The 21,045-nt window shown below is 64.2% G+C and carries 20 protein-coding genes; 6 read left to right on the forward strand and 14 right to left on the reverse strand.

The features are described from left to right. Positions 1 to 50 precede the first annotated feature (50 nt). Genes GK109_RS12410 through GK109_RS12420 form a run of 3 tightly spaced genes read left to right on the forward strand, consistent with a single transcriptional unit; the run spans position 51 to position 3,752 of the window. The gene (locus GK109_RS12410) at positions 51 to 563 is read left to right on the forward strand and encodes a tripartite tricarboxylate transporter TctB family protein (protein WP_197432461.1); all 513 of its coding nucleotides are present in this window, start codon (positions 51 to 53) and stop codon (positions 561 to 563) included. A 13-nt stretch (positions 564 to 576) separates the two neighbouring features. Further along, entirely contained in the window at positions 577 to 2,223 is a 1,647-nt protein-coding gene (locus GK109_RS12415) for a tripartite tricarboxylate transporter permease (protein WP_157240793.1), read from the forward strand. 11 nt (positions 2,224 to 2,234) lie between these two features. After that, positions 2,235 to 3,752 carry an MFS transporter gene (locus GK109_RS12420; RefSeq protein WP_157240795.1) on the forward strand — a complete coding sequence of 506 codons (1,518 nt, stop codon included), beginning with the start codon at positions 2,235 to 2,237 and terminating at the stop codon, positions 3,750 to 3,752. 35 nt (positions 3,753 to 3,787) lie between these two features. Here the strand turns inward: GK109_RS12420 and GK109_RS12425 are convergent, their stop codons facing one another. The 12 genes from GK109_RS12425 to GK109_RS12480 form a co-directional block, all read right to left on the reverse strand. Beyond that, a complete protein-coding gene (locus GK109_RS12425; protein WP_370460568.1) occupies positions 3,788 to 4,549 on the reverse strand; it encodes a CoA-transferase subunit beta in 762 nt (253 codons plus the stop codon). A gap of 71 nt (positions 4,550 to 4,620) precedes the next feature. After that, entirely contained in the window at positions 4,621 to 5,535 is a 915-nt protein-coding gene (locus GK109_RS12430; protein ID WP_370460569.1) for a CoA transferase subunit A, read from the reverse strand. Between the two features lie 17 nt (positions 5,536 to 5,552). Continuing rightward, a complete protein-coding gene (locus tag GK109_RS12435; protein WP_157240801.1) occupies positions 5,553 to 6,008 on the reverse strand; it encodes a MaoC family dehydratase in 456 nt (151 codons plus the stop codon). A gap of 40 nt (positions 6,009 to 6,048) precedes the next feature. Further along, the gene (locus GK109_RS12440; RefSeq protein ID WP_197432462.1) at positions 6,049 to 7,047 is read right to left on the reverse strand and encodes a tripartite tricarboxylate transporter substrate binding protein; all 999 of its coding nucleotides are present in this window, start codon (positions 7,045 to 7,047) and stop codon (positions 6,049 to 6,051) included. Between the two features lie 83 nt (positions 7,048 to 7,130). Further along, entirely contained in the window at positions 7,131 to 8,711 is a 1,581-nt protein-coding gene (locus GK109_RS12445; RefSeq protein WP_157240802.1) for a tripartite tricarboxylate transporter permease, read from the reverse strand. Position 8,712: 1 nt separating this feature from the next. Next, positions 8,713 to 9,246: a tripartite tricarboxylate transporter TctB family protein gene (locus GK109_RS12450; RefSeq protein WP_157240804.1), complete on the reverse strand. Its 534-nt coding sequence runs from the start codon at positions 9,244 to 9,246 to the stop codon at positions 8,713 to 8,715. 18 nt (positions 9,247 to 9,264) lie between these two features. Next, the gene (locus GK109_RS12455; RefSeq protein ID WP_197432463.1) at positions 9,265 to 10,239 is read right to left on the reverse strand and encodes a tripartite tricarboxylate transporter substrate binding protein; all 975 of its coding nucleotides are present in this window, start codon (positions 10,237 to 10,239) and stop codon (positions 9,265 to 9,267) included. Between the two features lie 251 nt (positions 10,240 to 10,490). Next, positions 10,491 to 11,675 carry a thiolase family protein gene (locus GK109_RS12460; RefSeq protein ID WP_157240808.1) on the reverse strand — a complete coding sequence of 395 codons (1,185 nt, stop codon included), beginning with the start codon at positions 11,673 to 11,675 and terminating at the stop codon, positions 10,491 to 10,493. Next, positions 11,675 to 12,451 carry a 3-oxoacyl-ACP reductase FabG gene (gene fabG / locus GK109_RS12465; RefSeq protein ID WP_157240810.1) on the reverse strand — a complete coding sequence of 259 codons (777 nt, stop codon included), beginning with the start codon at positions 12,449 to 12,451 and terminating at the stop codon, positions 11,675 to 11,677. The genes GK109_RS12460 and fabG overlap by 1 nt, the downstream gene beginning before the upstream one ends. A 59-nt stretch (positions 12,452 to 12,510) precedes the next feature. Next, positions 12,511 to 13,671 (reverse strand): acyl-CoA dehydrogenase family protein, encoded by a 1,161-nt coding sequence (locus tag GK109_RS12470; RefSeq protein WP_157242910.1) that lies wholly within the window; start codon positions 13,669 to 13,671, stop codon positions 12,511 to 12,513. 102 nt (positions 13,672 to 13,773) lie between these two features. After that, positions 13,774 to 14,187 carry a thioesterase family protein gene (locus GK109_RS12475; RefSeq protein WP_197432464.1) on the reverse strand — a complete coding sequence of 138 codons (414 nt, stop codon included), beginning with the start codon at positions 14,185 to 14,187 and terminating at the stop codon, positions 13,774 to 13,776. Further along, complete coding sequence (locus tag GK109_RS12480; RefSeq protein WP_157240814.1) at positions 14,180 to 15,388, reverse strand: CaiB/BaiF CoA-transferase family protein; 1,209 nt, start codon at positions 15,386 to 15,388, stop codon at positions 14,180 to 14,182. The genes GK109_RS12475 and GK109_RS12480 overlap by 8 nt, the downstream gene beginning before the upstream one ends. A 208-nt stretch (positions 15,389 to 15,596) precedes the next feature. Between GK109_RS12480 and GK109_RS12485 the strand changes: the two genes are divergently transcribed. The 3 genes from GK109_RS12485 to GK109_RS12495 all read left to right on the forward strand — a co-directional run bounded on the left by GK109_RS12485 (position 15,597) and on the right by GK109_RS12495 (position 18,763). Next, positions 15,597 to 16,499, forward strand: a complete 903-nt coding sequence (locus GK109_RS12485; protein WP_157240816.1) for a LysR family transcriptional regulator — start codon at positions 15,597 to 15,599, stop codon at positions 16,497 to 16,499. A 128-nt stretch (positions 16,500 to 16,627) separates the two neighbouring features. Then, positions 16,628 to 17,848 (forward strand): acyl-CoA dehydrogenase family protein, encoded by a 1,221-nt coding sequence (locus GK109_RS12490; protein ID WP_157240817.1) that lies wholly within the window; start codon positions 16,628 to 16,630, stop codon positions 17,846 to 17,848. A gap of 48 nt (positions 17,849 to 17,896) precedes the next feature. After that, positions 17,897 to 18,763, forward strand: a complete 867-nt coding sequence (locus GK109_RS12495) for a 3-hydroxyacyl-CoA dehydrogenase family protein (RefSeq protein WP_157240819.1) — start codon at positions 17,897 to 17,899, stop codon at positions 18,761 to 18,763. Positions 18,764 to 18,776: 13 nt separating this feature from the next. Here the strand turns inward: GK109_RS12495 and GK109_RS12500 are convergent, their stop codons facing one another. Both GK109_RS12500 and GK109_RS12505 read right to left on the reverse strand, forming a co-directional pair. Next, complete coding sequence (locus GK109_RS12500; RefSeq protein WP_157240821.1) at positions 18,777 to 19,898, reverse strand: amidohydrolase; 1,122 nt, start codon at positions 19,896 to 19,898, stop codon at positions 18,777 to 18,779. Further along, entirely contained in the window at positions 19,895 to 21,007 is a 1,113-nt protein-coding gene (locus GK109_RS12505) for a mandelate racemase/muconate lactonizing enzyme family protein (RefSeq protein ID WP_157240823.1), read from the reverse strand. Before GK109_RS12505 ends, GK109_RS12500 begins: the two co-directional genes overlap by 4 nt. Positions 21,008 to 21,045 lie beyond the last annotated feature (38 nt).

Genomic DNA, 21,045 nt, shown 5'->3' on the forward strand with positions numbered 1-21,045 from the left:
AACGACTCAACCGCCGGCCAATGACGGCCGGCACGAAGAAGGGTGAACCCATGGTTTCTACTCCCGTGGAAGCGGCCGCCGAAATCCGGGAACCGGAAAGGCCCCGCACCGGCGCCCTGCGCTGGCAGCGCAGAATCGCTCCGCTCGTCCTGCTCGCACTGGGCCTTGGGGCTGCGGCCGGGTCATGGCAGTTGAAGCTGGGCACCCTGCACAATCCTGCCCCTGGCCTCTGGCCGTTCGCCATCTCGCTGGCCATCGTCTTCAGCGCCGCGGCACTGATCGTGTGGCCGGGACATGAGCCGCTGGAGGCTTGGGGCCGCCGGAGCGTGTCGGTAATGGCCGGCATCGCGAGCCTTGCCGCGTTCATAGTGCTCTTCGAACTGGTGGGCTTCTTCATCCCGGCCGTGCTGATGCTCCTGTTGTGGCTTCGGGTGTTCGGCCGGGAGTCGTGGCGCTGGACGGCTGTCTTCGCCGCGGCTGGCCCGGCAGTGCTTTATGTCATCTTCGACCGGCTCCTCGGCGTACCCTTCCCCGCCGACCTGGCGCTTGACGCCTTCGTCTAGAACGGACCCTCACATGGATATCCTGAGCAACCTCGGTGAAGGCTTCTCTGTGGCCTTAGACCCGGTGAACCTGCTGTTCGTCCTGATCGGCGTGGTGGTGGGAACCGCCATCGGCGTCCTGCCCGGCCTGGGCCCCACGGCGACAATTGCGCTGCTGCTGCCCATCACCTACACCATGGATCCGACCGCTTCGATCATCATGCTGGCCGGCATCTACTACGGATCGATGTACGGGGGCACCATCACTTCCGTGCTGCTGCGCCTGCCGGGCGAGGCAGCCTCGGTGGTGACCACCTTCGACGGCTACCAGATGACCAAGCAGGGCCGTGCCGGCGCGGCCCTGGGCATCTCCGCCATAGGTTCTTTCATCGGCGGCACCGTGGCCGTCATCGGCCTGACGTTCATGGCGCCCGCGCTGGGCAAGATCGCCCTGTCGATGGGTCCGGCCGGCTTTGTTGCCCTCATGGTCATGGGCCTGTTCCTGGTCACGTCCCTGGGCACCGGATCCACCATCAAAAGCGTATGCATGGCCGCCGTCGGCCTGCTCCTGTCCACGGTCGGACAGGATCCCGTCAACGGGTCGGCGCGTTTCACATTCGGCCAGGCGCCGCTGCTGGGCGGCCTGGACTTCGTGGCCGTGGCAATGGGCCTGTTCGGCGTCGCTGAACTGCTGCGATCCCTCGAACAGACCGAAAAAGCCCAGGCCATCAAGGCCAAGATCAAAAACATCTGGCCTTCGCGGAAGGACATGAAGGACTCTGCCGGTGCCATCGGCCGAGGATCGGTCCTCGGGTTCTTCATCGGCATCCTTCCCGGCGGCGGCGGAGTCATCTCCTCCCTGGCCTCCTACGCGCTGGAGAAGCGCCGGGCGAAGGATCCCAGCCGGTTCGGAAAGGGTGCCATCGAAGGTGTCGCAGGACCGGAAACGGCGAACAACGCGTCCTCGACCACGGCGTTTATTCCGCTGCTGGTGCTTGGCATTCCCTCCAACGTGGTGCTGGCAATGATCTTCGGCGCCCTGCTGATGCACGGCATCACCCCGGGTCCGCGGCTTATGACCGATCACTCCGGACTCTTCTGGGGCGTTATCGCTTCGATGTACATCGGCAACCTGATGCTGCTCATCCTCAACATTCCGCTCGTGGGCATCTTCATCCAGATGCTGCGCGTGCGCCAAGGCATCCTCGTCGCTTTTTCCCTGCTGATCGTGTTGATCGGCGTTTACTCGATCAACAACAGTTCCTTCGACATGTGGGTTGTGCTGGCCTTCGGCGTCCTCGGGTGGATCATGTCCAAGACAGGTTTCGACGCCGGCCCGCTGGTCCTGGCCTTCGTCCTCGGACCTATCCTGGAAAAATCCTTCCGACAGTCCATGCTGATTTCCGGCGGCAGCCTCGACATCTTTGTCACCGACCCGGCCGCCGCAATCATTTTCAGCCTTATTCTCGCCGTCATTGCCATCAAGGCCGTCAGCGGCTTCCGGCGCCGCTTTGCCGGAGCCAAGGCCTCCTTTCACGTGCCGGTGGCGGAGGAGCAAGCTCCGCAGGCCACGTCCGACGGCGGTGACCCAGCAGTACTCCCCGCCGCCTCTTCAGGACCGGGTGAGGGGGCGCCGGCAGCCCAGCATGCCGACAAGCAACACAGCCCCACCGCCCGCTGATCGCCAACGGAATGCCTGTACGCGGGAAAGGCAGAGCATCGAAGCCCAGGGCTGCCGGCAGGCTCCTTGTACCGGTGCTGTGCCTGTGCGGAACGACCGTCACGCTTCAGCAGGCTACGGTGGTTCCCCTGCTGCCCGACCTGCCGCGCTTGCTCGGGATCTCCGTTGAGGACGCCTCCTGGGTCCTCACCGCCACACTGCTCGCAAGTGCAGTGGCCACCCCGGTGCTGAGCCGTCTGGCAGACATGTTCGGCAAACGCCGGATCATGCTCGTCTGCCTGGTCATGATGACCATCGGCTCAGCACTGGTGGCGTTGAATCTGGGTTTTCCGGCCATGATCGCCGGCCGCGCGCTCCAGGGATCCGCCGCAGCCCTCGTGCCCGTGGGCATCAGCGTCCTGCGCGAGGAGATCCCCGCCATGAAGCTGGGTCCAGCCGTCGCGATGATCAGCGCCACCTTGGGTTTCGGGAGCGCGCTGGGTCTTCCGCTGGCCGGTGTGCTGTATGAGTTCCTCGGCTGGCAGTCAATTTTTTGGAGCGCCGCTGCGGTCGGAATCGTCCTGGTCGCGCTATTGCCGCTGGTCATGCCGGAATCCCGGGTCCGCACGCCGGGCACGTTCGACTACGGAGGGGCCATCCTGCTCTCGACGGCCCTGACCGCCGCACTTCTTGCCTTGTCCAAGGGCGGTACCTGGGGCTGGACCAGTGCCCCGACGCTGATAACGGCACTAACCGCGGTCGCTGCCCTGGCCATGTGGGTCCCGCTCGAACTGAAGATCAGTCAACCAATGCTGGACCTGCGGACATCGGCCCGGAGACCCGTGCTGATCACGAACCTGGTGGCGGTCCTCGTGGGCTACTCCATGTACTCCAACCTGCTCTCCACCACCCAGCAGTTGCAGATGCCTGGCGCGGCCGGATACGGCTTCGGCCTGAGCGTGATGGCTGCCGGCCTTTGCATGGTTCCCATCGGCTTGGCAATGGTGCTCTTCACTCCCGTATCCGCCCTCAGCAGCCGCCGTTACGGCGCCAAAACCGCCCTCATTATGGGCTCCCTCGTTTCTGCCGCCGGCTACGTTGGCCGCCTCTTCCTGACCGAAGAAGTCTGGATGGTGATGCTGGGAGCCGTTGTCATAGGCATCGGCAACGCCATCGCCTATGCAGCGATGCCCATCCTCATCATGGGATCTGTCCCCGTAACCGTCACTGCCGCTGCCAATGGGCTGAACACCGTGCTGCGCGTCATCGGAACCACCATCGGCAGCGCCGCCGTGGCCGTGCTGCTGGCCTCAACCACACTGACGCTTGACGGAACAGAGCACCCATCCTTCCGAGCCTTCGAACACGTCTTCTGGATTGCCGCGGCAGCAGCCCTTACTGCTGCGGTACTGGCGAGCTTCCTGCCCCGGCAACGCCCCTCATTAACCAAAAAGGTCGGCCGAATCGATCAGGGCATCAGGAAACACGGCGCCGGCAATCTGATGGCAGAGCGTCACACTGCCAGCGTGGGGGAGTGGCCAGGCCGGTGATTCCTGTCGATCCGGAGGGGATACCGGACCCGGACTCATCGCAGGTATACCCGCTCCGGATCCAACACGTCCCGCAGCAGTGCCAGTTCCCGGCCGGTCGGCGGCACCGTGGTGACCAGGTTCTTCGAGACCTCCAGGTCCCACCCCGTGGCTGCCCTGACGTCGTCCACCTCGACGCCGGGATGTACAGCGGTAAGGACAAGCTCTTCGTCGATGCCCCGGCGTGTCATGATGCCCAGATCCGTAATGACGGTGGTCACGCCCAGGCCCGCGGGCATCACGCCGCCGCGGGCCGCCGCCGCCCGACGCGGTCCGGGCGTGGTGCAGAAATCGAGGTCCGCCACGAGGGACCGGGGATTGTGCCGGCGCATCACGACGAAGATTTCGCCGGCCCCGGCCATCGCCTCGATGGCGCCCCCGGAGCCTGGGAGCTTACTGGCCGGTGCCGCCCAGTCCTTTCCGATCAGGCTGGAGTTCAGGCTGCCGTATCTGTCCACCTGGGCGGCACCGAGGAATCCGACGTCCACGCGCTGTCCCTGCAGCACGAAGTTGAACAGCTGCGCCATGGGCAGGACCCCCGCCGCGCCGGTGACGAGGACCGAATCCGAAATACTGCGCGGCAGGTCGGCCGGCTGCGCCCCGGTCACGCCTGACTCATAGATTATTTCGACGCCGGGAGAAACCGTCCGCTGCGCCAAGGACACTGCCAGGGTGGGAAGTCCGTGTCCGGCGAACACCACATGCTTTCCTTCCAGCGCACGGGCGGACAGGGTGGTGAGAAGCTCACTGCTGGTCACTTCCGGCTGTGCAGGTTCCGTTTGGCGGCAGGATACGCGTGTCGATGATTTTTCCGATCGTTCCGTGATGCTCATTTGCGGCCTCCGTAGTTGACCGGAACGGAGAATGCCGCCTCGACCTGCAGGCGGTCCCAGTAGTCCGGGCCGAGACGGGCAATATACTCGGCATGGTCCCGGGTGCCGTGGATGTTTTCCTGCAGCCAGTCGCGAAGCCGCCGCGGATCGCGGGCGAGCTCGGACCAGCGGCGGCTGAACCCGTCGTCGCGGTCATAGTAGCCCTGGACCGAATGAGGATGCGCTCCGCGCGGACAGTGGACCACTGCGTCGACTACGTGGGATGGAACGATGGTGCGGTTCGGATCGGAGCGGATGACGCCGTCGTCCACTATTTCCTCGACCGTGACAATGACCCTCCTAGCGGCGAAGGCAGCTTCGGCCTGCACGCCAAGAATGCCCCACGCCTGGATGTTGCCGGCCCGGTCGGCCCGCTGCGCGTGAATGATCGTCACGTCGGGATTCAGCGCTGGGACCACGTGGATTTCCTCCCCGCCGTACGGGTCCTTGACGGACCGTATCTTTCCGTTCAGTGCCACGAGATCGCTGCCCCGGTAGGAGTTGATGGGATAAAACGGAAGCTTCGAGGCACCCGCAAGGTACCGGCAAACCATGCCCCCGTGGCTGTATTCCTCAAGGTCCAACGGAACCGGGTCCGAGTTCTCCACCCGCCGGCGCAGCTCGTGGAGCGAGCCTGCCGAACTGTTTCCGACAAAGGAGCCGATGACCCCCTTCAGGCAACCGGCCGCCAGCAGTTGGTCAATCATCACGTCGCCGGTCATCCGGGCCAGCGTCAGGTCACGGAATCCCTGCCGGATTATTTCGTGGGCAGCCGCCACCGGAACCAGGTGCCCGAATCCCTCGATGGCCACAAGCTGGCCGTCCCGGATGTGCTCCGCCACGGCCTCGCTGAGGGATGTTCTCTTGTCCACCGGCCTGCCGAGGCCCCTCAGCCGACCATCAAGGAGACTGTTTCAGCCACGCAGGCCGGCCGGGCCCCGCCCTCGAGTTGAATCTCATGGCGGATCACCACCTGGCTGCCTTGGGCCGCCGGCGTGACGGAGACGAGGGTGAGGCGGCTCCGGACCCGGGAACCCACCGGGACCGGGCTCGGAAACCGGACCTTGTTCAGCCCGTAGTTCACGATCATCTTCAATCCATTGACCCGGTACACCTCTTGTGCCAAGAATGGGATCATCGACAGGGTCAGGTAGCCGTGGGCAACCGGACGCCCAAACGGGCCGCCGGCCGCCCTCTCCGGATCGACGTGGATCCACTGCTGGTCGCCGGTGGCATCGGCAAAGTCCTGAATCCGGTCCTGTTGGACACTGTGCCAGCCGCTCACACCAAGTTCTGAGCCAATCAGCGGCACAAGCTCCGCCAGGCCATTCAGTTCCCTCACCATGAAAATCTCCCGTTGACTAGGACGACGATTGTTACCCGGCTCACCGGCCGAGGATCGGTTCGTAGAGTGCCTTGATCCGGGCAAAGTTGGCGCCCAGCTCCTCGGCACCAATGAATTCCTTCGGCACAAAGTTCTTTCCGATCTGCTCAACGACCTTGGGGTCGCTAAGGCAGGTTTCGAGTTCGCGTTCGAGGGTGGACACAACAGCGTCCGGCATGCCCTGGGGACCGAACAGGCCGTAGATTGACGTGGCATTCACCAAGTCCGGGAACCCCGATTCGGCCAGCGTCGGTACGTCGGGGAGCCAGCCGAGCCGTTCAGGCGTGGTGGCGGCAACGGGAAGGAAAGACCCCTCGGTAATCCGTGCCTGGACATCAGGATGATCGTTGATGAAAAGTGCATCCACATGCCCGCCCAGCAGATTGGTGGTCATCTCCGCGTTACCCGAGGCCGGCACGGCGGTGATCTCAACCCCGTAGTCGTTCTTCAGCCGCTGCAGTTCAATGGCCGCGGGACTCGTAGCACCAGGAACACCCATCGAGATTGCTCCAGGATCCGCCCTGGCCGCTTCGAAGAGCTCTGCTGCGTCCTTGTAGGGGGAGTTTGTTCCCACAACGATCAGGGTCGGATTGTCGGCCATGACACCTATGGGTTCAACGTCCGCAAGACTGTAGCTCAGCGAGTTGATCATAGGGGCCATGACCAGCGTGCCGGTGGTACCGAGCGCCAGCGTCTGGCCGTCGGGTTTAGAACCCACCAGCTCCTGCATTGCGACGGCTCCGCTGCCGCCGGGTTTGTTTTCGACGACGAAGGCCTCGCCGAGGCTGTTCCCCAAACAGGCGGCAACCGAACGGGCGGTAAGATCCGAGGGGCCGCCGGCGGCATAGGGCATAAGGATGGTGACCGGCTTCGCGGGATAGTCGGATCCGGCATTCCCGGGGCCGGCGGAACCGGCCACACCGCACGCTGCTACGGTCAGGGATGCCAGCGATGCCAAGGCAAGCCCGGCGGTCGTTTGAAGGCGCAAGACGTTCTTCAAGGTGCTCCCTTGTCTTTCTGTCGAATTGTTTTTCGGTCGACTCGCAACCGATGGCGCTCACGGATGGACGCGGCGGCGCGGAATCATTCTTCGGTGCCGGAATCCGGAGTCCCCTCGCGCCTGGCCGAGGCGTGGACGAGCGTATTGCCCTCTTCCGGGCCTGCAGCGGCTGCGCGGCGCGTCCTGCGCTGCCGCCGTCTGCGGCTGATGAAGCCGTAGACGATGAACAGCCCGATCAGGATGAAGATGGTCGCGGACACCGGGTCCGAGGCGAAAATACCGAAGCTTCCTTCGGAGATCAGCATCGTCTGGCGGAAGGATTTCTCCAGGATCGGGCCCAGGATGAAAGCCAGCACCAGGGGGCCTGGGTCAAAGTGAGCCTTGATCATGATCCAGCCGAGAACCCCGAACGCGAGCACCACCCACATGTCGAACGGGTTGTTGTTGATGGAGAACACGCCGACCATGACCACCAGCAGGGCGAAGGTCGAAAGGATCCCCGTCCGTACCCGGAGCATCTGGATGAAGACTCCAACCAGCGGGATATTGAGGATGATGAGCATCAGGTTGCCGATGTACATTGACGCGACGACGCCCCAGAAAACGTTGGGATGCTCGTTGATCAGCTGCGGCCCCGGTGTGATCCCGTGCAGCAGGAGCGCTCCGTAGATCATGGCCAGGACAACGTTGGACGGGATGCCCAGGACGAGCAGCGGAATGAAGGCCGACGTTGATGAGGCGTTATTCGCTGTCTCGGGACCGGCGACGCCTTCGATGGCACCCTTTCCGAACCGGCTGGGATCCTTCGCGCGGCGTTTCTCCATGGCATAGGATGCCAGCGATGAGATGACGCCGCCGCCGCCGGGCAGGACGCCGATGAAGAAGCCCAGCACCGAGCCCCGGGCTATCGCACCGGAGGAGTCACGGAAATCCTTGCGCGAGGGCCAGATGTTCTTGATTTTGGCGGTGACGGCCTGGCCCTTTTCGCTCCGCTCGAGGCTATGGAGCAGTTCTCCCACACCGAAAAGCCCCATGGCGATAGCGACGAAATCCAACCCGCCCAGCAGCGACGTCTGGCCGAACGTGAAGCGTGCGGTTCCGGTGACCGGGTCCTGGCCCACGGTTGAGAGCAGGAGGCCGACTCCTGCCATGAACAGGCTCTTGACCGTTGAACCGGTGCCGAGGGAGGTCACCAGGAACAGGCCCAGGATCATGATGGCGACGTAGCCCGCCGGGCCCACCGCCACGGCCACCTTGGCAAGCAATGGAGCCAGGAAGGTAAGGCCGATGATGGCTACCGTGCCGCCGATAAAGGAACCGACCGCGGAAATGCCGAGCGCCGTTCCGGCCCTGCCCTGCTTGGTCATCTGATAACCGTCAAAGGTGGTGACCACTGATGCGGCCTCGCCGGGAAGACGCAGGAGGACTGAGGTGATCGTTCCGCCGTACATGGAACCGTAGTAGATGCCGGCCAGCATGATCACCGCGCCGACCGGATCCATCGTGTAGGTGATCGGCAGCAGGAGCGCGATGGTGGCGGTCGGTCCCAGTCCCGGCAGGACGCCGATGGCAGTTCCGATGACCACACCGACGAATACGAACAGCAGGTTCATCGGGTCAAAGGCTACAGAGAAGCCTTGGCCCAGGTTGTTCAGGGCGTCCATATCAGAATCCGATCATCGGGAAGAGGCTGGTGACTACGATGTCGTCGGGAAACGGCACCCCAAGCAGGCCTGCGAAAACAACGTGCAGCACGACGGCACCTCCGACAGCCAAGGGGACGGCCCAGCGCCACGGCTCGCGGCCGAAGGCCCGGAGCCAGAGCAGAAGCATCAGGAATGCCGGAACCAGGAAGCCTATGGCTTCAAAAAGCACCACGAACACGCACAGGCTGCCCACGCCGCCCGCAATAGCGGCCGTCCGCCGGGTCCAGGACTCGGGAACCGCCGCGTCCGGGAACAGCACGAGGGCCACCGCCGCGATGGTCACCGCGACGGAGACGATAAAGGGCCAGAGCCCGGGACCGGGGCTGTTCAGCTCTCCCAGCGAGAGCTGCCAGGACCCGATCACGGCCGATACTCCGGCGGCGACCAGGAGAAGGGGGACCAGGCGGCGGAGCCGATGCCGGGGCCTGTCGGGGTGTCCGGCCGCCGGACGGGCATCGTCCACCTCTGCGGGGCCAAGAGCGGGTTTCGTCATATCCATGCCTTTGTTGATTTACTTCCCTAGGAGGGGTTGGTAGAGGTCCTGCATGGCAGTGAATGCGGTGTGCAGCTCTTTGGAACCGGCGAATTCGTCAGGCACAAACCGTTCGCCGACCTGTTCAGCCACGCCCGGATCAGCGGCGCAAGTCTTGAGTTCGCCTTCGAGCTTGGAGACGACGTTCTCCGGCATGCCTTTCGGGCCGACGACGCCGAACACCGAAACTGCGTTAACCAGATCCTTGAAGCCGACTTCGGCCAGCGTCGGAACCTCGGAGTACCAGGCGGCGCGTTCCGGGCTGCTGATGGCAAGCGGCTTGAAGGATCCGTCCGCGATCCGTGCTGCAACGTCGGAATGGTCGGTTATGAACAGTGCGTCGACATGGCCGCCGAGCAGATTCGTGGTCATTTCCGCGTTGCCGGCGGTCGGAACCGCCGTGACCTCGATGCCGTAGTCGGACTTCAACCGCGTCAGCTCGATCGCTGCGGAGGTGGTCGCCCCGGGAACCGCGACGCTGAGCTTCCCGGGACTTGCCTTGGCCGCCGCGAAGAATTCCTTCGCATCGGCAAACGGCGAGTCGGCGCCGACCACGAGCACGGTGGGCATCTCGGCCATGACTCCGACCGAGGTGAAGTCAGCCAGGCTGTAGCCTAATTTGTTCACGATGGGGTTCATGACCAGCGGGCCGTTGGTGCCGAGCCCGAGCGTGTGGCCGTCCGGCTTGGCGCCGGCCAACTCCTGCATGGCTATGCCGCCGCTGCCGCCGGGCTTGTTTTCAACCACGACGGGCTTTCCCAGGCTGCGTTCGAGGCAGGATGCGTAGGCGAGTGCTGTCATGGAGGAGGGGCCACCCGCGGCGAAAGGGACCAGGAACCGCACCGGCTTCTTCGGGTAGTCGGATCCGTCATTGGCACGGGCCGCTCCACCGGCGCCGCAGCCCACCAGTGCCAGCGAGATCCCCACAAGCCCTGCAGAGACTTTCAAATGCATTGCGCTTCGCTTCTTCAAAACGGACCTCATTGTCGTTCGGGTTGGTGGTTGGTCTTGCACATTGTGTTGATCGCCTTTGTGTTAGCTAGATCACTCTCGCAGAGTGTTCAATTCGAATCCAATACCAAATTGAGCACCGATTGATGTGCTTAGGGCATCAATAATCAGTCGGGCATTCGCGGCGGGGAGCGGCGCTGTGAGGTCACCCCTCGCCGTCGTTATTCAGCGGTTTTCAGCAAGGAAACAAGGGGTCAGGCTCGTTCGAGGAGCATCGCGGTACCTTGCCCGAGCCCCACGCACATGGTGGCCAGGCCCCTGGCCGCACCTTCACGCTCCATCCTGCCCAGCAGCGTAACGGCGATCCGGGCACCGGAGGATCCAAGGGGGTGGCCGAGCGCGATTGCGCCGCCGTCCCGGTTCACGATCTCCTCGTTCATTCCCAGCCTGCGCATGCAGGCCAGTGCCTGCACCGCGAAGGCCTCGTTGAGCTCGATCGCCCCCACGTCATCGAGTGACCAGCCGGCCCGCCCAAGCACCTTGAGTGTGGCCGGCACCGGGCCGATGCCCATGATCTCCGGCGGCACGCCCGCGGAGGCGCCGTCGACGATTCGTGCCCGCGCGTGAAGGTTCAGCCGCTCGACGGCATTTTTACTGGCAACAACGACGGCGGAGGCGCCGTCATTGAGTGAACTGGAGTTTCCCGCGGTCACCACGCCGCCGGGGTGCACCACCGAGCGCAGGCCCGCCAGCGCTTCGAGGGTCGTTTCGCGTCGGGGACCCTCGTCCTCCTTGACAGCTCCCCGCTTAGTCTCCACCGGAACGATCTCCGCCAGGAAACGGCCTTCATCCACAGCCGCAAGGGCCCGTTGATGTGAACGGAGCGCGAAGGCATCCGCGTCCTCGCGGGAAATACCGTCCACGCGCGCCAGCTCCTCTGCCGTCTCCGGCATCGAAAAGGTGGATTTGGGGCGTTCGTGGAACTTCGGATTCAGGAAGCGCGAACCAATGGAGGTATCGGCGATTTCTCCCGGGCGTCCGAACGCCTTCTCAGGCTTTGCCAGCACCCAGGGGGCCCGGGACATGGATTCCACTCCGCCGGCCACTACGATATCCGCCGCACCTGACTTGATCATCTGCGATGCGATGATGATGGCGCTGAGCCCGGAGGCGCAAAGCCGGTTCACGGTCATCCCCGGGACACTGTCCGGGAAGCCTGCGAGCAGGGATGCCATCCGCGCCACATTGCGGTTGTCCTCTCCCGCCTGGTTGGTGTTGCCCAGGATCACCTCATCGACGTCGGCAGCCTCGATTCCTGCCCGCCGAACAGCTTCGCCGAGAACGAGTGCCGCCAGGTCATCCGGACGGACCCCGGACAGTGAGCCGCCGTAGCGCCCCACCGGGGTGCGCACCCCGCCCACCAGGAATGCTTCAGCCATCAACGTGCTCCTCCATTGATGTAAAGCGTCTGCCCGGAGACATATGAGGAGTCATCGCTGGCGAAGAAGGCAATGGCGGCGGCCACTTCCTCCGGTTCCCCGACCCGGCCCAATGGGGTGCGCTCGGCCACGGATTTCTGGTGCTCCTCCGGCGTGCTGCCGACCCGTCCAGCTGTCGCAGCGGTCATGGCGGTGGCGATGTAGCCCGGCGCCACCGCGTTGACGTTGATGTTGAACGGACCCAGTTCCAGTGCCAGTGTGGCGGTGAGTCCCTGGATCCCTGCCTTGGCGGCAGCATAGTTAGCCTGCCCGCGGTTGCCCAGCGCGGAGCGGCTGCTCAGGCTGACAATCTTTCCGTACCGGGCCTGCACCATGAACTTCTGCGCTGCCTTGGCGCAAAGGTAGGCGCTGGTCAGGTTGGTGGCCAGGACAGAATCCCAGTCCGGACGGTCCATTTTGAAGAGCATGTTGTCCCGGGTGATGCCGGCGTTGTTGACCAGGATGTCGATGCGTCCGTGGTCGGCGAAGATCTGCCCGAAGACCTCGGCAACCTGTTCCTCGCTCGTGACATCACAGGCGGCACTGACTGCCGAACCTCCGGCCGCCCCGACGGCGGCGTCTGAGCTGATCCCGGCGGCCGTGGCCGCCGCCCGCTCGGCGTTCAGGTCCAGGATGGCAACCGTCGCGCCCTCCGCGGCCAGCCGGAGCGCGGTGGCAGCGCCGATCCCCTGTGCCCCGCCTGTGACGATGGCGGTCTTGTTCTTCAGCCTGTTCATTGGCTCTCCCTCTTGGCTTGTTCTTCGTTTGGTTTGGCTTGTTCCTGGCAAGAAGGACGTCATCCGGAGAATGCGGAGATGCCGGTGATATCGCGGCCGATCAGCAGCGACTGGATGGAGTCCGTTCCCTCGTACGTGTGGACGACTTCCATATCAGTCATGTGGCGCGCTACATGGTTTTCCAGCAGCAGCCCGTTGCCGCCCAGGATGTCGCGGGCTTCCTGGCAGATCCAGCGCGCCTTCTGGGCCGTGTGCATCTTGGCCAGTGACGCCATGGGGCCGGTCATTTTCCCTTGGTCGGCGAGGGCGGCCAGGCGAAAGCAAATCAGCTGCATGGCGGTCAACTCGGCCAGCATGTTGGCGAGCTTGTTCTGCACCAGCTGATAACTGGCAATGGGCTTGCCGAACTGCACGCGTTCCTTCGCGTATTTCACTGCGGCCTCGTACGCGGCGATCCCGTGGCCCACTGATTCCCAGGAGGCACCGCCACGGGTCGCGGTGAGCACACGGGTGACATCGCGGAAGGAATTCGCCTCGGCGAGCTTGTTCTCCGCCGGAATCCGCAGATTTTCAATGGTGATGTCGGGCTGCAGAATCGCCCTTTTGCCGATCTTGCCGGTGATCACCTCGGCCCGGTAGCCCGCCGGGTAGCTGCCGTCGCCGTTCTTTTCCAGAATGAACGCCTTGACCTTGCCGTCCGCTTCATCCCGGGCCCAGAGCACGACGACGTCGGCGAAGCTCGCGTTGCCGATCCAGCGTTTGCGGCCGTTCAGGATGTAGTGGTCACCGTCCCGGCGCGCGCTCGTTTCCAGCCCCACGGAGTCCGAGCCATGGTCCGGCTCGGTGAGTCCGAAGGCCCCGATCTTTTCCAGCCTGGCCATCCCGGGAAGCCACCGCTGCTTCTGCTCCTCGCTGCCGAGCGTATTGATGGTGCCCATCGCCAGGCCGGACTGGACCCCGATGAAGGTGTTGATGGAACCGTCGCCCCGTGCCATCTCCATGGCCACCATTCCGGCCGCCAGGCGGCTCATGCCGGGGCAGCCGTAGCCTTCGATGGTTGTGCCGACGATGCCGAGCGCCGCGATCTTGGGGACGAGGGCGAACGGAAATTCCGCCCGGTCCCAATAGTCGTTGATGACCGGCAGAAGGTCGGTTTCGACAAAATTACGGACCTTCTTCCGGATGATCCGTTCGTCTTCGGAGAGGAAGTCATCGACCATGAAGTAGTCGCTGTTGATCTCTTCTGTAACCACAGTTTTTCCTTTGTCTCTGGACAGCCGGGGTTGCCCGCAGTGTTTGTCCGGTTGTTGTTTGGGTGCCGCTCAGACCGGCACTTCAGCGCGCAGATAGCGCTCCAAGTAGTCTCTTTCCCTGGCGTCGAGCGCCCGGGCCTTCCCGGTCGCGTCGTCGAGGGAAACCATGACTGTTGAGGCGTCCAGGACCAGGTTCCCGTCCTGGTATCCGGCGTAGGCCATGGTGTAGGACCTGTCCCCGATGCGTGCCACCCAGATGTCCACGTCAACGTCCTGGCCGAACTCGATGGGCCGGCGGTAATGCAGCGTCAGGGACGCCACCAGGGTGGTTGTTTCGGCGGCAGCGGCTGCGGAGGCCGCGTGGCGCCGCCACTGAATCCGGGCCTCTTCCAGCAGGGTTGCCACGCGCGCATTGTTTACATGGCCGTTGACGTCCTGGTCGGACCAGCGGACGTACACCTGTGCGCGGAATTCCTCAGCCAACGAGCCGCACCTCCTTGGCGGCCAGCCAGGTGCGGACCAGATCGGAGCTGGCATTGAGTTCCGGCGGGGCCAGTTCATAACTGACCGGGGTTTGCGAGAAGGCAACCGGGTGGCGCACGGAGGGAATCCGGCGTTCGCCGTTTCCGGCCATAACGACCGGTTCCAGTCCCAGTTTCCGGGCGAGTTCAATGCCGCCCTTGACGTCCTGGATGGGCGCGCAGGGCAGGCCTAGTCCGGAAAGGTGCTCAAACCACTCAGCCGCGGAACGCTCGGCCAGGCGCCCCTGGAGGATGGGCCGCAGCTCCTCACGGTTGGCGTTGCGCTCCTGCGGGTTGCCGAAGCGCGGGTCTGCGGCAACTTCGGGAATGCCCAGAGCATCACAGAGTTTGGTGAACTGGCCGTTGTTTCCTGCCACGACGATCAGCATTCCGTCGCCTGTAGGCATCGGTTCATAGGGGTACAGGCTGGGGTGCTCGTTGCCCATGCGGGTGGGTACCAGCCCGCCGGTGACATAGGCCGCCGACTGGTTGACCATTCCGGACAGGGCGGACGAGAGCAGGTTCAGCTCAACAAGCTGCCCCTGGCCGGTGTTGTCCTTGTGGTGGAGTGCCCCAAGAATGCCGATGCTGGCGTGCAGGCCGGTGATCACGTCGAATATGGCCAGTCCGGCACGGTATGGTTCGGTGTCCTGCCCGCCGGTGAGGCTCATCATCCCGGACACCGCCTGGACCAACAGATCGTAGCCCGGCAAGCCCGCGCCCCCGGCGGTGCCGAAACCGGTAATGGACGCGTAGATGACATCCGGGTTCAGTGCGGAAACGCTGTCGTAGTCCAGCTTGAACTGCTCCAGCCCGCCAGGCTTGAAGTTCTCCACGAGGACATCTGCCCTTGCGGCGAGTTCGCGGGCAACTTCAAGATCTGACTCGTCCCTGAAGTCGAGCACAATCGAATGCTTGTTGCGGTTGACGGACAGATAGAACGTGGCTTCATCGTCACGGACGGGCGGCTTCCAGCCGCGGGTGTCGTCTCCCTGCGGGCTCTCGACCTTAATCACCGTCGCTCCCATGTCCGCCAACAGCATGGTGCAATACGGTCCGGCGAGGACGCGGGTGAAGTCCGCAACAACCACGCCGCTCAGCGGCCCGCTGCCGGAGCGGCCGAAAGCCTGGTTCAGCCTTGATGCAGCGTCAGTTTGATTCATGTCATGCCTTCCGGTTTGTGCTCCACATCACCCACTGTGGCAAACCCATTACTTCGCGTCCAATACGTATTCCGGCCCCCTTTGATGCGCAAAGCGCAACAAAGGCCCTGCTCTTGCCGCCGCGCAGCCCCTGGTGGAAAAACAGCATTGATGCGGAAGCCTCACTGACGTTTGACGCTTCTATGTGCCTGACGCATAATTGCCCGCTATGGAGATCCAGCAGATCCGCGCGTTCCTGGCCGTTGCCCAAGAGCTGCATTTCGGGCGGGCCGCCCAGCAGCTGCACATGGCCCAGCCCCCGGTCAGCCGTGCAGTCCAGAACCTGGAACGGGAGCTCGGCGCCCCCCTCTTTGAGCGCAGCACCCGCTCTGTGCGGCTCACCCCGGCGGGCGAGGCCCTGGTCCAGCCGGCGACGGATATTCTCGATGCCTGCCGGCGGGCCAGGACCATGGTTGCCAACGCCGGCAAGGGCGAGACCGGGCGCGTGAGGGTCGCTTTCGCCGGAGCGTCGTCGCACGTCATGGTCGGAAAGCTGGCAAAACTGGTCCGCAAAACACACCCGGGCATCGACTTCGAGCTGTACAGCTCGAATTTCGCCATCCCGGCCCTGGACAAAGTCGCCAACGGCGCCATGGAAATCGGGCTGGGACGGTGGAACTTCATCCCGGCAGCCCTCGACTCCCGGGTCATTGCCAACGAAAAACTCGTCATCGCCGTGCACGCCGGCCACCCACTGGCCGGGCGGGCCTCGGTGCGGATGGCTGACCTGGACGGCGAGCCATTCGTTACCCTGCCCGCGGATCCCGGCGCGGTCCTGCGCGACCATCTCCTCAGGCTTGCCAGCGATGCCGGGTTCCTGCCTTCAATTGTGCAGGTAGCCCCGGATTCACTGACGCTGGTCTCACTGGTGGCCGCTGAAATCGGGGTGGCGATGACGGTCTCCTCCGTTGCGGAGAATCTCCACTATCCGGGCGTGTTGTTCCTTCCCCTGGAGGACCCCGCGGACCCTGTCCTGCTGCGAATGATTTGGCGCAAGGACAACACCAGTCCCGCCCTCCGGGAGGTTCTGAGGCTTTCTGAAATTGCGCTGCCGACACCCGAACTTGACTGAGCGTCTAATGCTCCGAACGAATCAATAGTGCTGCCATTTGGTATTGGATCGGAACATAAATTGCTGTCACAGTGAACGGGGCGAACGCAAACCAACGCCGTTAGGCCGTCACAGTCGGAGGATCAAAGATGAGCGTCACACCAGAAACCCTGTCCGAACCGGAACTGCAGGCCGCTTCCGCCGTTGCCGGCGAGGTCCGCTCGGACGTGCTTGACCTGCAGGGACTGCGCAGCAGTGACGAACTGAAGCTGCGGGACACCGTCCGCCGGTTCGTGCACGAGCGCATCAAGCCGAACATCAAGGACTGGTATGAAGCTGCGCACTTCCCGGTGGAAATTTCCCAAGAGATGGGTGCCCTGGGGCTCCTGGGAATGCACCTGAAGGGCTACGGCTGCCCGGGCCGTTCCGCCGTCGAATACGGTTTGGCGGCGATGGAACTGGAAGCCGGAGACTCCGGGCTGCGGACGTTCGTCTCGGTCCAGGGCTCATTGGCGATGACCGCCATCCACAAATGGGGTTCGGAGGACCAGAAGAACCGCTACCTGCCCGGCATGGCGAAGGGTGAGATCATCGGCTGCTTTGGCCTCACCGAACCCACGGCAGGCTCGGATCCCTCCAGCATGCAGACCTTCGCCCGCCGCGACGGCAACCAATGGGTCATCAGCGGCGCGAAGCGGTGGATCGGGTTGGCCTCCGTGGCGCAGATCGCCGTCATTTGGGCCGCTACGGAGGACGGCGTCCGCGGTTTCCTGGTTCCCACCGACACCCCCGGCTTCACCGCCACACCCATAGAGCCAAAGCTCTCCATGCGGGCATCGATCCAGTGCGATATCACCCTTGAGAACGTCACAGTGGACGACACCGCCAGGCTGCCGGGCGCCGCGGGCCTCCGCGGCCCGTTCTCCTGCCTGAATGAAGCCCGCTACGGCATTATCTGGGGTGCCATGGGGGCGGCCCGGGACAGCTACGAGCAGGCGCTGGCCTACTCGCTGGAGCGGATGCAGTTCGATAAACCGCTGGCTGCGTACCAGATCACGCAGCAGAAGTTGGTGGACATGCTGCTGGAAATCCAGAAGGGCACCCTGCTGGCGATCCACACGGGCCGGCTCAAGGATGCCGGCACCCTTGCACCCGTCCAGATCTCCGTAGGCAAACTCAACAACGTCCGGGAAGCCATCAAGATCTGCCGCGACGCCCGCGCCATCCTGGGCGGCAACGGCATCACCCTGGACTATTCGCCCCTGCGCCACGCCAACAACCTGGAGTCTGTCCGGACCTACGAAGGCACCGACGAGGTCCACACCCTGATCCTGGGTAACCACATCACCGGGATTCCCGCTTTCCGCTGAGCTAGGCGCCGGTCGGGGATCTTCCCGTCGCACCAGGAGAAGAGAATCATGCAGGTCAACAGGATTTTGGTGGTCGGGGCCGGAGCCATGGGCTCACAGATCGGCATGGTGTGCGCACTGGCCGGCTACCAGGTCACCATCCAGGATGTCGCGGCGGACATGCTGGCAGCCGCCCGGAGCCAGCTCACCGACCGGATGAACAGCAGCGTGGCCAAGGGGCGCCGGAGCCGACAGGATGCCGGGGCCGCCCTGGCGCGGCTCACCTTCACCAGCTCGCTGGAGGCCGGCGCCGCGGATGCCGACTTCGTGATCGAGGCCGCCACCGAGAAACTCGAAGTGAAGCGCAGCATCTTCGCGGCGCTGGGACGGGCAGCCCCCACGCACGCCATCCTGGCCACGAATTCCTCCACGCTGGGCTCCTCGAAAGTGGCCGAGGAGACAGGGCGGCCGGAGCAGGTCTGCAACATGCATTTCTTCAACCCGGCCCTGGTCATGAAATGTGTTGAGGTGGTCCGCCACGCCAAGACATCTCCGGACACGGTGGACACCACCATGAATCTGGCGCGCTCATTGGGCAAATCGCCCGTCCTTATCAACCGCGAGATCCCCGGATTTGTGGCCAACAGACTCATGGGCGCCATCCGGGACGAGGCACTCCGGCTTTACGCGGACGGCATCGCCAGTGTCAGCGACATCGACACTGCAGCCAGGACTGCGCTGGGCCACCCCATGGGGCCGTTTGAGCTGATGGACCTGGTGGGCCTTGACGTGAGCTACCTGATCCGGCAAGCGACCTTCGAGGAAACGCAGGACCCGGCGGACCTGCCCCACCCCGCCTTGGCGGAGCTCTACGAACAAGGTAATTACGGCCGGAAAACCGGGCAGGGCTGGTACCGGTATGACCAGCCGGCATGACTAGACCTGCCTTCTATTCGCTCCGGGCCAGCGACTGCCGGCAGGACGCCAGAAGGACATCCACGGCGCGTTCCATCGCACCGCCGTCGAACGTCATGTCCGGGTGGTGGAGTCCGGGTTGGACGTTTGCCCCGACGGCCAGCATGGCCGCCTGAAGCGCAGGGTTCTGCCGGGTGTAGAAGTGGAAGTCGTCCGAGCCTGACGTGACGATCCTGGGACGCAGGTACTCCCTGCCCAATGTCGCCGTGACCGACGAAGCCAGGACGGCCTCGGCCTTGTGCCCTATCACTGCAGCAGGCACCTCATCCCGGAAGTCGAGGCGGATCTCCGCCCCGCTGTTCGCCGCCACCGATCGGCACACCTCCACCAGCCCCGTCCGCAGCGTGGCCATGGCTTCGTTGGTTTGGGCGCGCAGGTCCACCCCGAAGCATCCGCTGCCGGGGATGACGTTGAGGTTTCTTCCGCCGGCGTGCAGCATTGTCATTTTCGCGGAACTCGGGATCTGCGGATCGACCTTGATGCGCTGCAGCCCTGCCGAGATTTCAAGCGCAAGTTCGACGGCGTTCGCTCCGAGGTGGGGCCGTGCCCCATGGTGGTCCTCACCTGTGATGGTGCCGCTGGCGAAGAGGCAGGCCCCGTGGGAGATGGCGGGCGCCAGGCAGGGAGCGGGGAGTTCCTGCTGCGGGCGCAGGTGCACGCCAAAGAGATACTCAAGCCCGTCCGCGGCACCAAGTGACGCCACCAGTTCCGCCCCGTTGCCCGCCTCCTCCGCGGGTTGGAAGATGGCACGGACGGCTCCGTTGAGCGGCTCCGGCTGCTCCGCAAGTTCGAGCATGACGGAAGCGACTATCGCCATGTTGGCATCATGGCCGCACGAATGCACAGCAATCCGTTTCCCGTCCACCTCCTGCACCAAGGCATCCATATCCGCCCTGAGCCCTATCCTGGGAACTCCCTCCCCGGCATCCACGGTGAAACCGGGAAAATCGGAAAATTTCCGTGGTTCGAGGCCCGCTTCCGCGAGCAGGCCGGCAAGGTACGCGGAGGTGGCGAACTCCTCCATGCTCGGTTCCGGGTGATCGTGCAGGTGGTTCCAGATGTCGTGCAGACGGCGGCGCGCTGCCTCATTGATCACGCAGTGACCCCGCACTCGCTGACCGTTAGGTCGGCCAGGACATCGAGGTCCACGTCCACCCCCAGCCCCGGGCCCTCGCCGATCTGGACTTCGGGCAGGACGTACTGAAGGTTTCCGGGTTCCCGGGCGAACTTAACGGGTCCCGAGAGTTCGGTGGAGACAATGTTTGGATGGGACAGGGCCAGATGGAAGCCGGCGGCCGAGGCGATGCTGGTTTCCAGCATGGAACCGATCTGGACCTTGAGGCCGCCGAGTTCGGCTTGGGTGGCCAGCCGGTGGCAGGGCGTGATTCCGCCGCTCTTCATGAGCTTGAGGTTGACCATGTCCACTGAACGGTCCCTGACGAACCGGCCCAGGTCGGCGGCGTCCACCACTGATTCGTCGGCCATCAGGCGGGCGCCGGTGGCCTGGCGCAGCAGCTTGAAACCGTCGATATCGTCGGCGTGGAGCGGTTGTTCCACCCAGTCGATTCCGTAGGGTTCCAAGGCAGCAATCATCTCTCGTGCCGTTGCGGGATCGGCCCACCCCTGGTTGGCGTCCACCCGGATCGCGAGGTCCGTGCCGATTGCTGCGCGGACAGCCCGGACGCGTTCGATGTCCAGGCCATCACCGCCGCCGAGCTTCATCTTGAGGTGGCGGTAGCCCTGGCTCCGGGCCTGGACTGCCTGTTCGGCCAGGGTCTCCGGGGCAAGGATGCTCATGACCCTCGCGATCGTGGGCTGCTCCGGGCGCCGCCCGCCGAGCAGGCTGTAAATGGGGCGGTTGGCTGCTTTGCCGGCCAGGTCCCAACAGGCAATGTCGACGGCGGCCTTTGCGGCTCCGCAGCCCTTGAGCGCCCTGTTGAGCTGCTGGTGGACGGCTGTGATATCGCGGGGATCCAGCCCCAGGACTGCGGGAATCAACTCCGTTCGCAGCGCTTCGACGGTTCCCGTGGGCGTTTCCCCGGTGATGTGCCCGTCCGGGACACTCTCGCCGTAGCCGATCAGGCCGTCGTCTGTTTCGAGGGTGAGGATGACGCTGGGCATTGACGAGTAGCTGTCGTAGGACACCACGAACGGTTCCAGCAAGGGGACATCGATCAGGGTGATGGTGGCGCGGGATATCTTCAATTCAGGCTCACTGTTCAAAGAGGTAGGACGGAAGCGTG

The organism is Pseudarthrobacter sp. GA104 (genome assembly GCF_009741265.1).
GTDB lineage: Bacteria > Actinomycetota > Actinomycetes > Actinomycetales > Micrococcaceae > Arthrobacter.

Coding starts and splice junctions, on each gene's coding strand:
- GK109_RS12495 (WP_157240819.1), top strand. CDS start 17,897: ATGCAGGTCAACAGGATTTTGGTGGTCGGGGCCGGAGCCATGGGCTCA.
- GK109_RS12485 (WP_157240816.1), top strand. CDS start 15,597: ATGGAGATCCAGCAGATCCGCGCGTTCCTGGCCGTTGCCCAAGAGCTG.
- GK109_RS12455 (WP_197432463.1), bottom strand. CDS start 10,239: ATGCATTTGAAAGTCTCTGCAGGGCTTGTGGGGATCTCGCTGGCACTG.
- GK109_RS12410 (WP_197432461.1), top strand. CDS start 51: ATGGTTTCTACTCCCGTGGAAGCGGCCGCCGAAATCCGGGAACCGGAA.
- GK109_RS12420 (WP_157240795.1), top strand. CDS start 2,235: ATGCCTGTACGCGGGAAAGGCAGAGCATCGAAGCCCAGGGCTGCCGGC.
- GK109_RS12490 (WP_157240817.1), top strand. CDS start 16,628: ATGAGCGTCACACCAGAAACCCTGTCCGAACCGGAACTGCAGGCCGCT.
- GK109_RS12470 (WP_157242910.1), bottom strand. CDS start 13,671: ATGGTCGATGACTTCCTCTCCGAAGACGAACGGATCATCCGGAAGAAG.
- GK109_RS12445 (WP_157240802.1), bottom strand. CDS start 8,711: ATGGACGCCCTGAACAACCTGGGCCAAGGCTTCTCTGTAGCCTTTGAC.
- GK109_RS12450 (WP_157240804.1), bottom strand. CDS start 9,246: ATGACGAAACCCGCTCTTGGCCCCGCAGAGGTGGACGATGCCCGTCCG.
- GK109_RS12415 (WP_157240793.1), top strand. CDS start 577: ATGGATATCCTGAGCAACCTCGGTGAAGGCTTCTCTGTGGCCTTAGAC.
- GK109_RS12480 (WP_157240814.1), bottom strand. CDS start 15,388: ATGAATCAAACTGACGCTGCATCAAGGCTGAACCAGGCTTTCGGCCGC.
- fabG (WP_157240810.1), bottom strand. CDS start 12,451: ATGAACAGGCTGAAGAACAAGACCGCCATCGTCACAGGCGGGGCACAG.
- GK109_RS12435 (WP_157240801.1), bottom strand. CDS start 6,008: ATGGTGAGGGAACTGAATGGCCTGGCGGAGCTTGTGCCGCTGATTGGC.
- GK109_RS12460 (WP_157240808.1), bottom strand. CDS start 11,675: ATGGCTGAAGCATTCCTGGTGGGCGGGGTGCGCACCCCGGTGGGGCGC.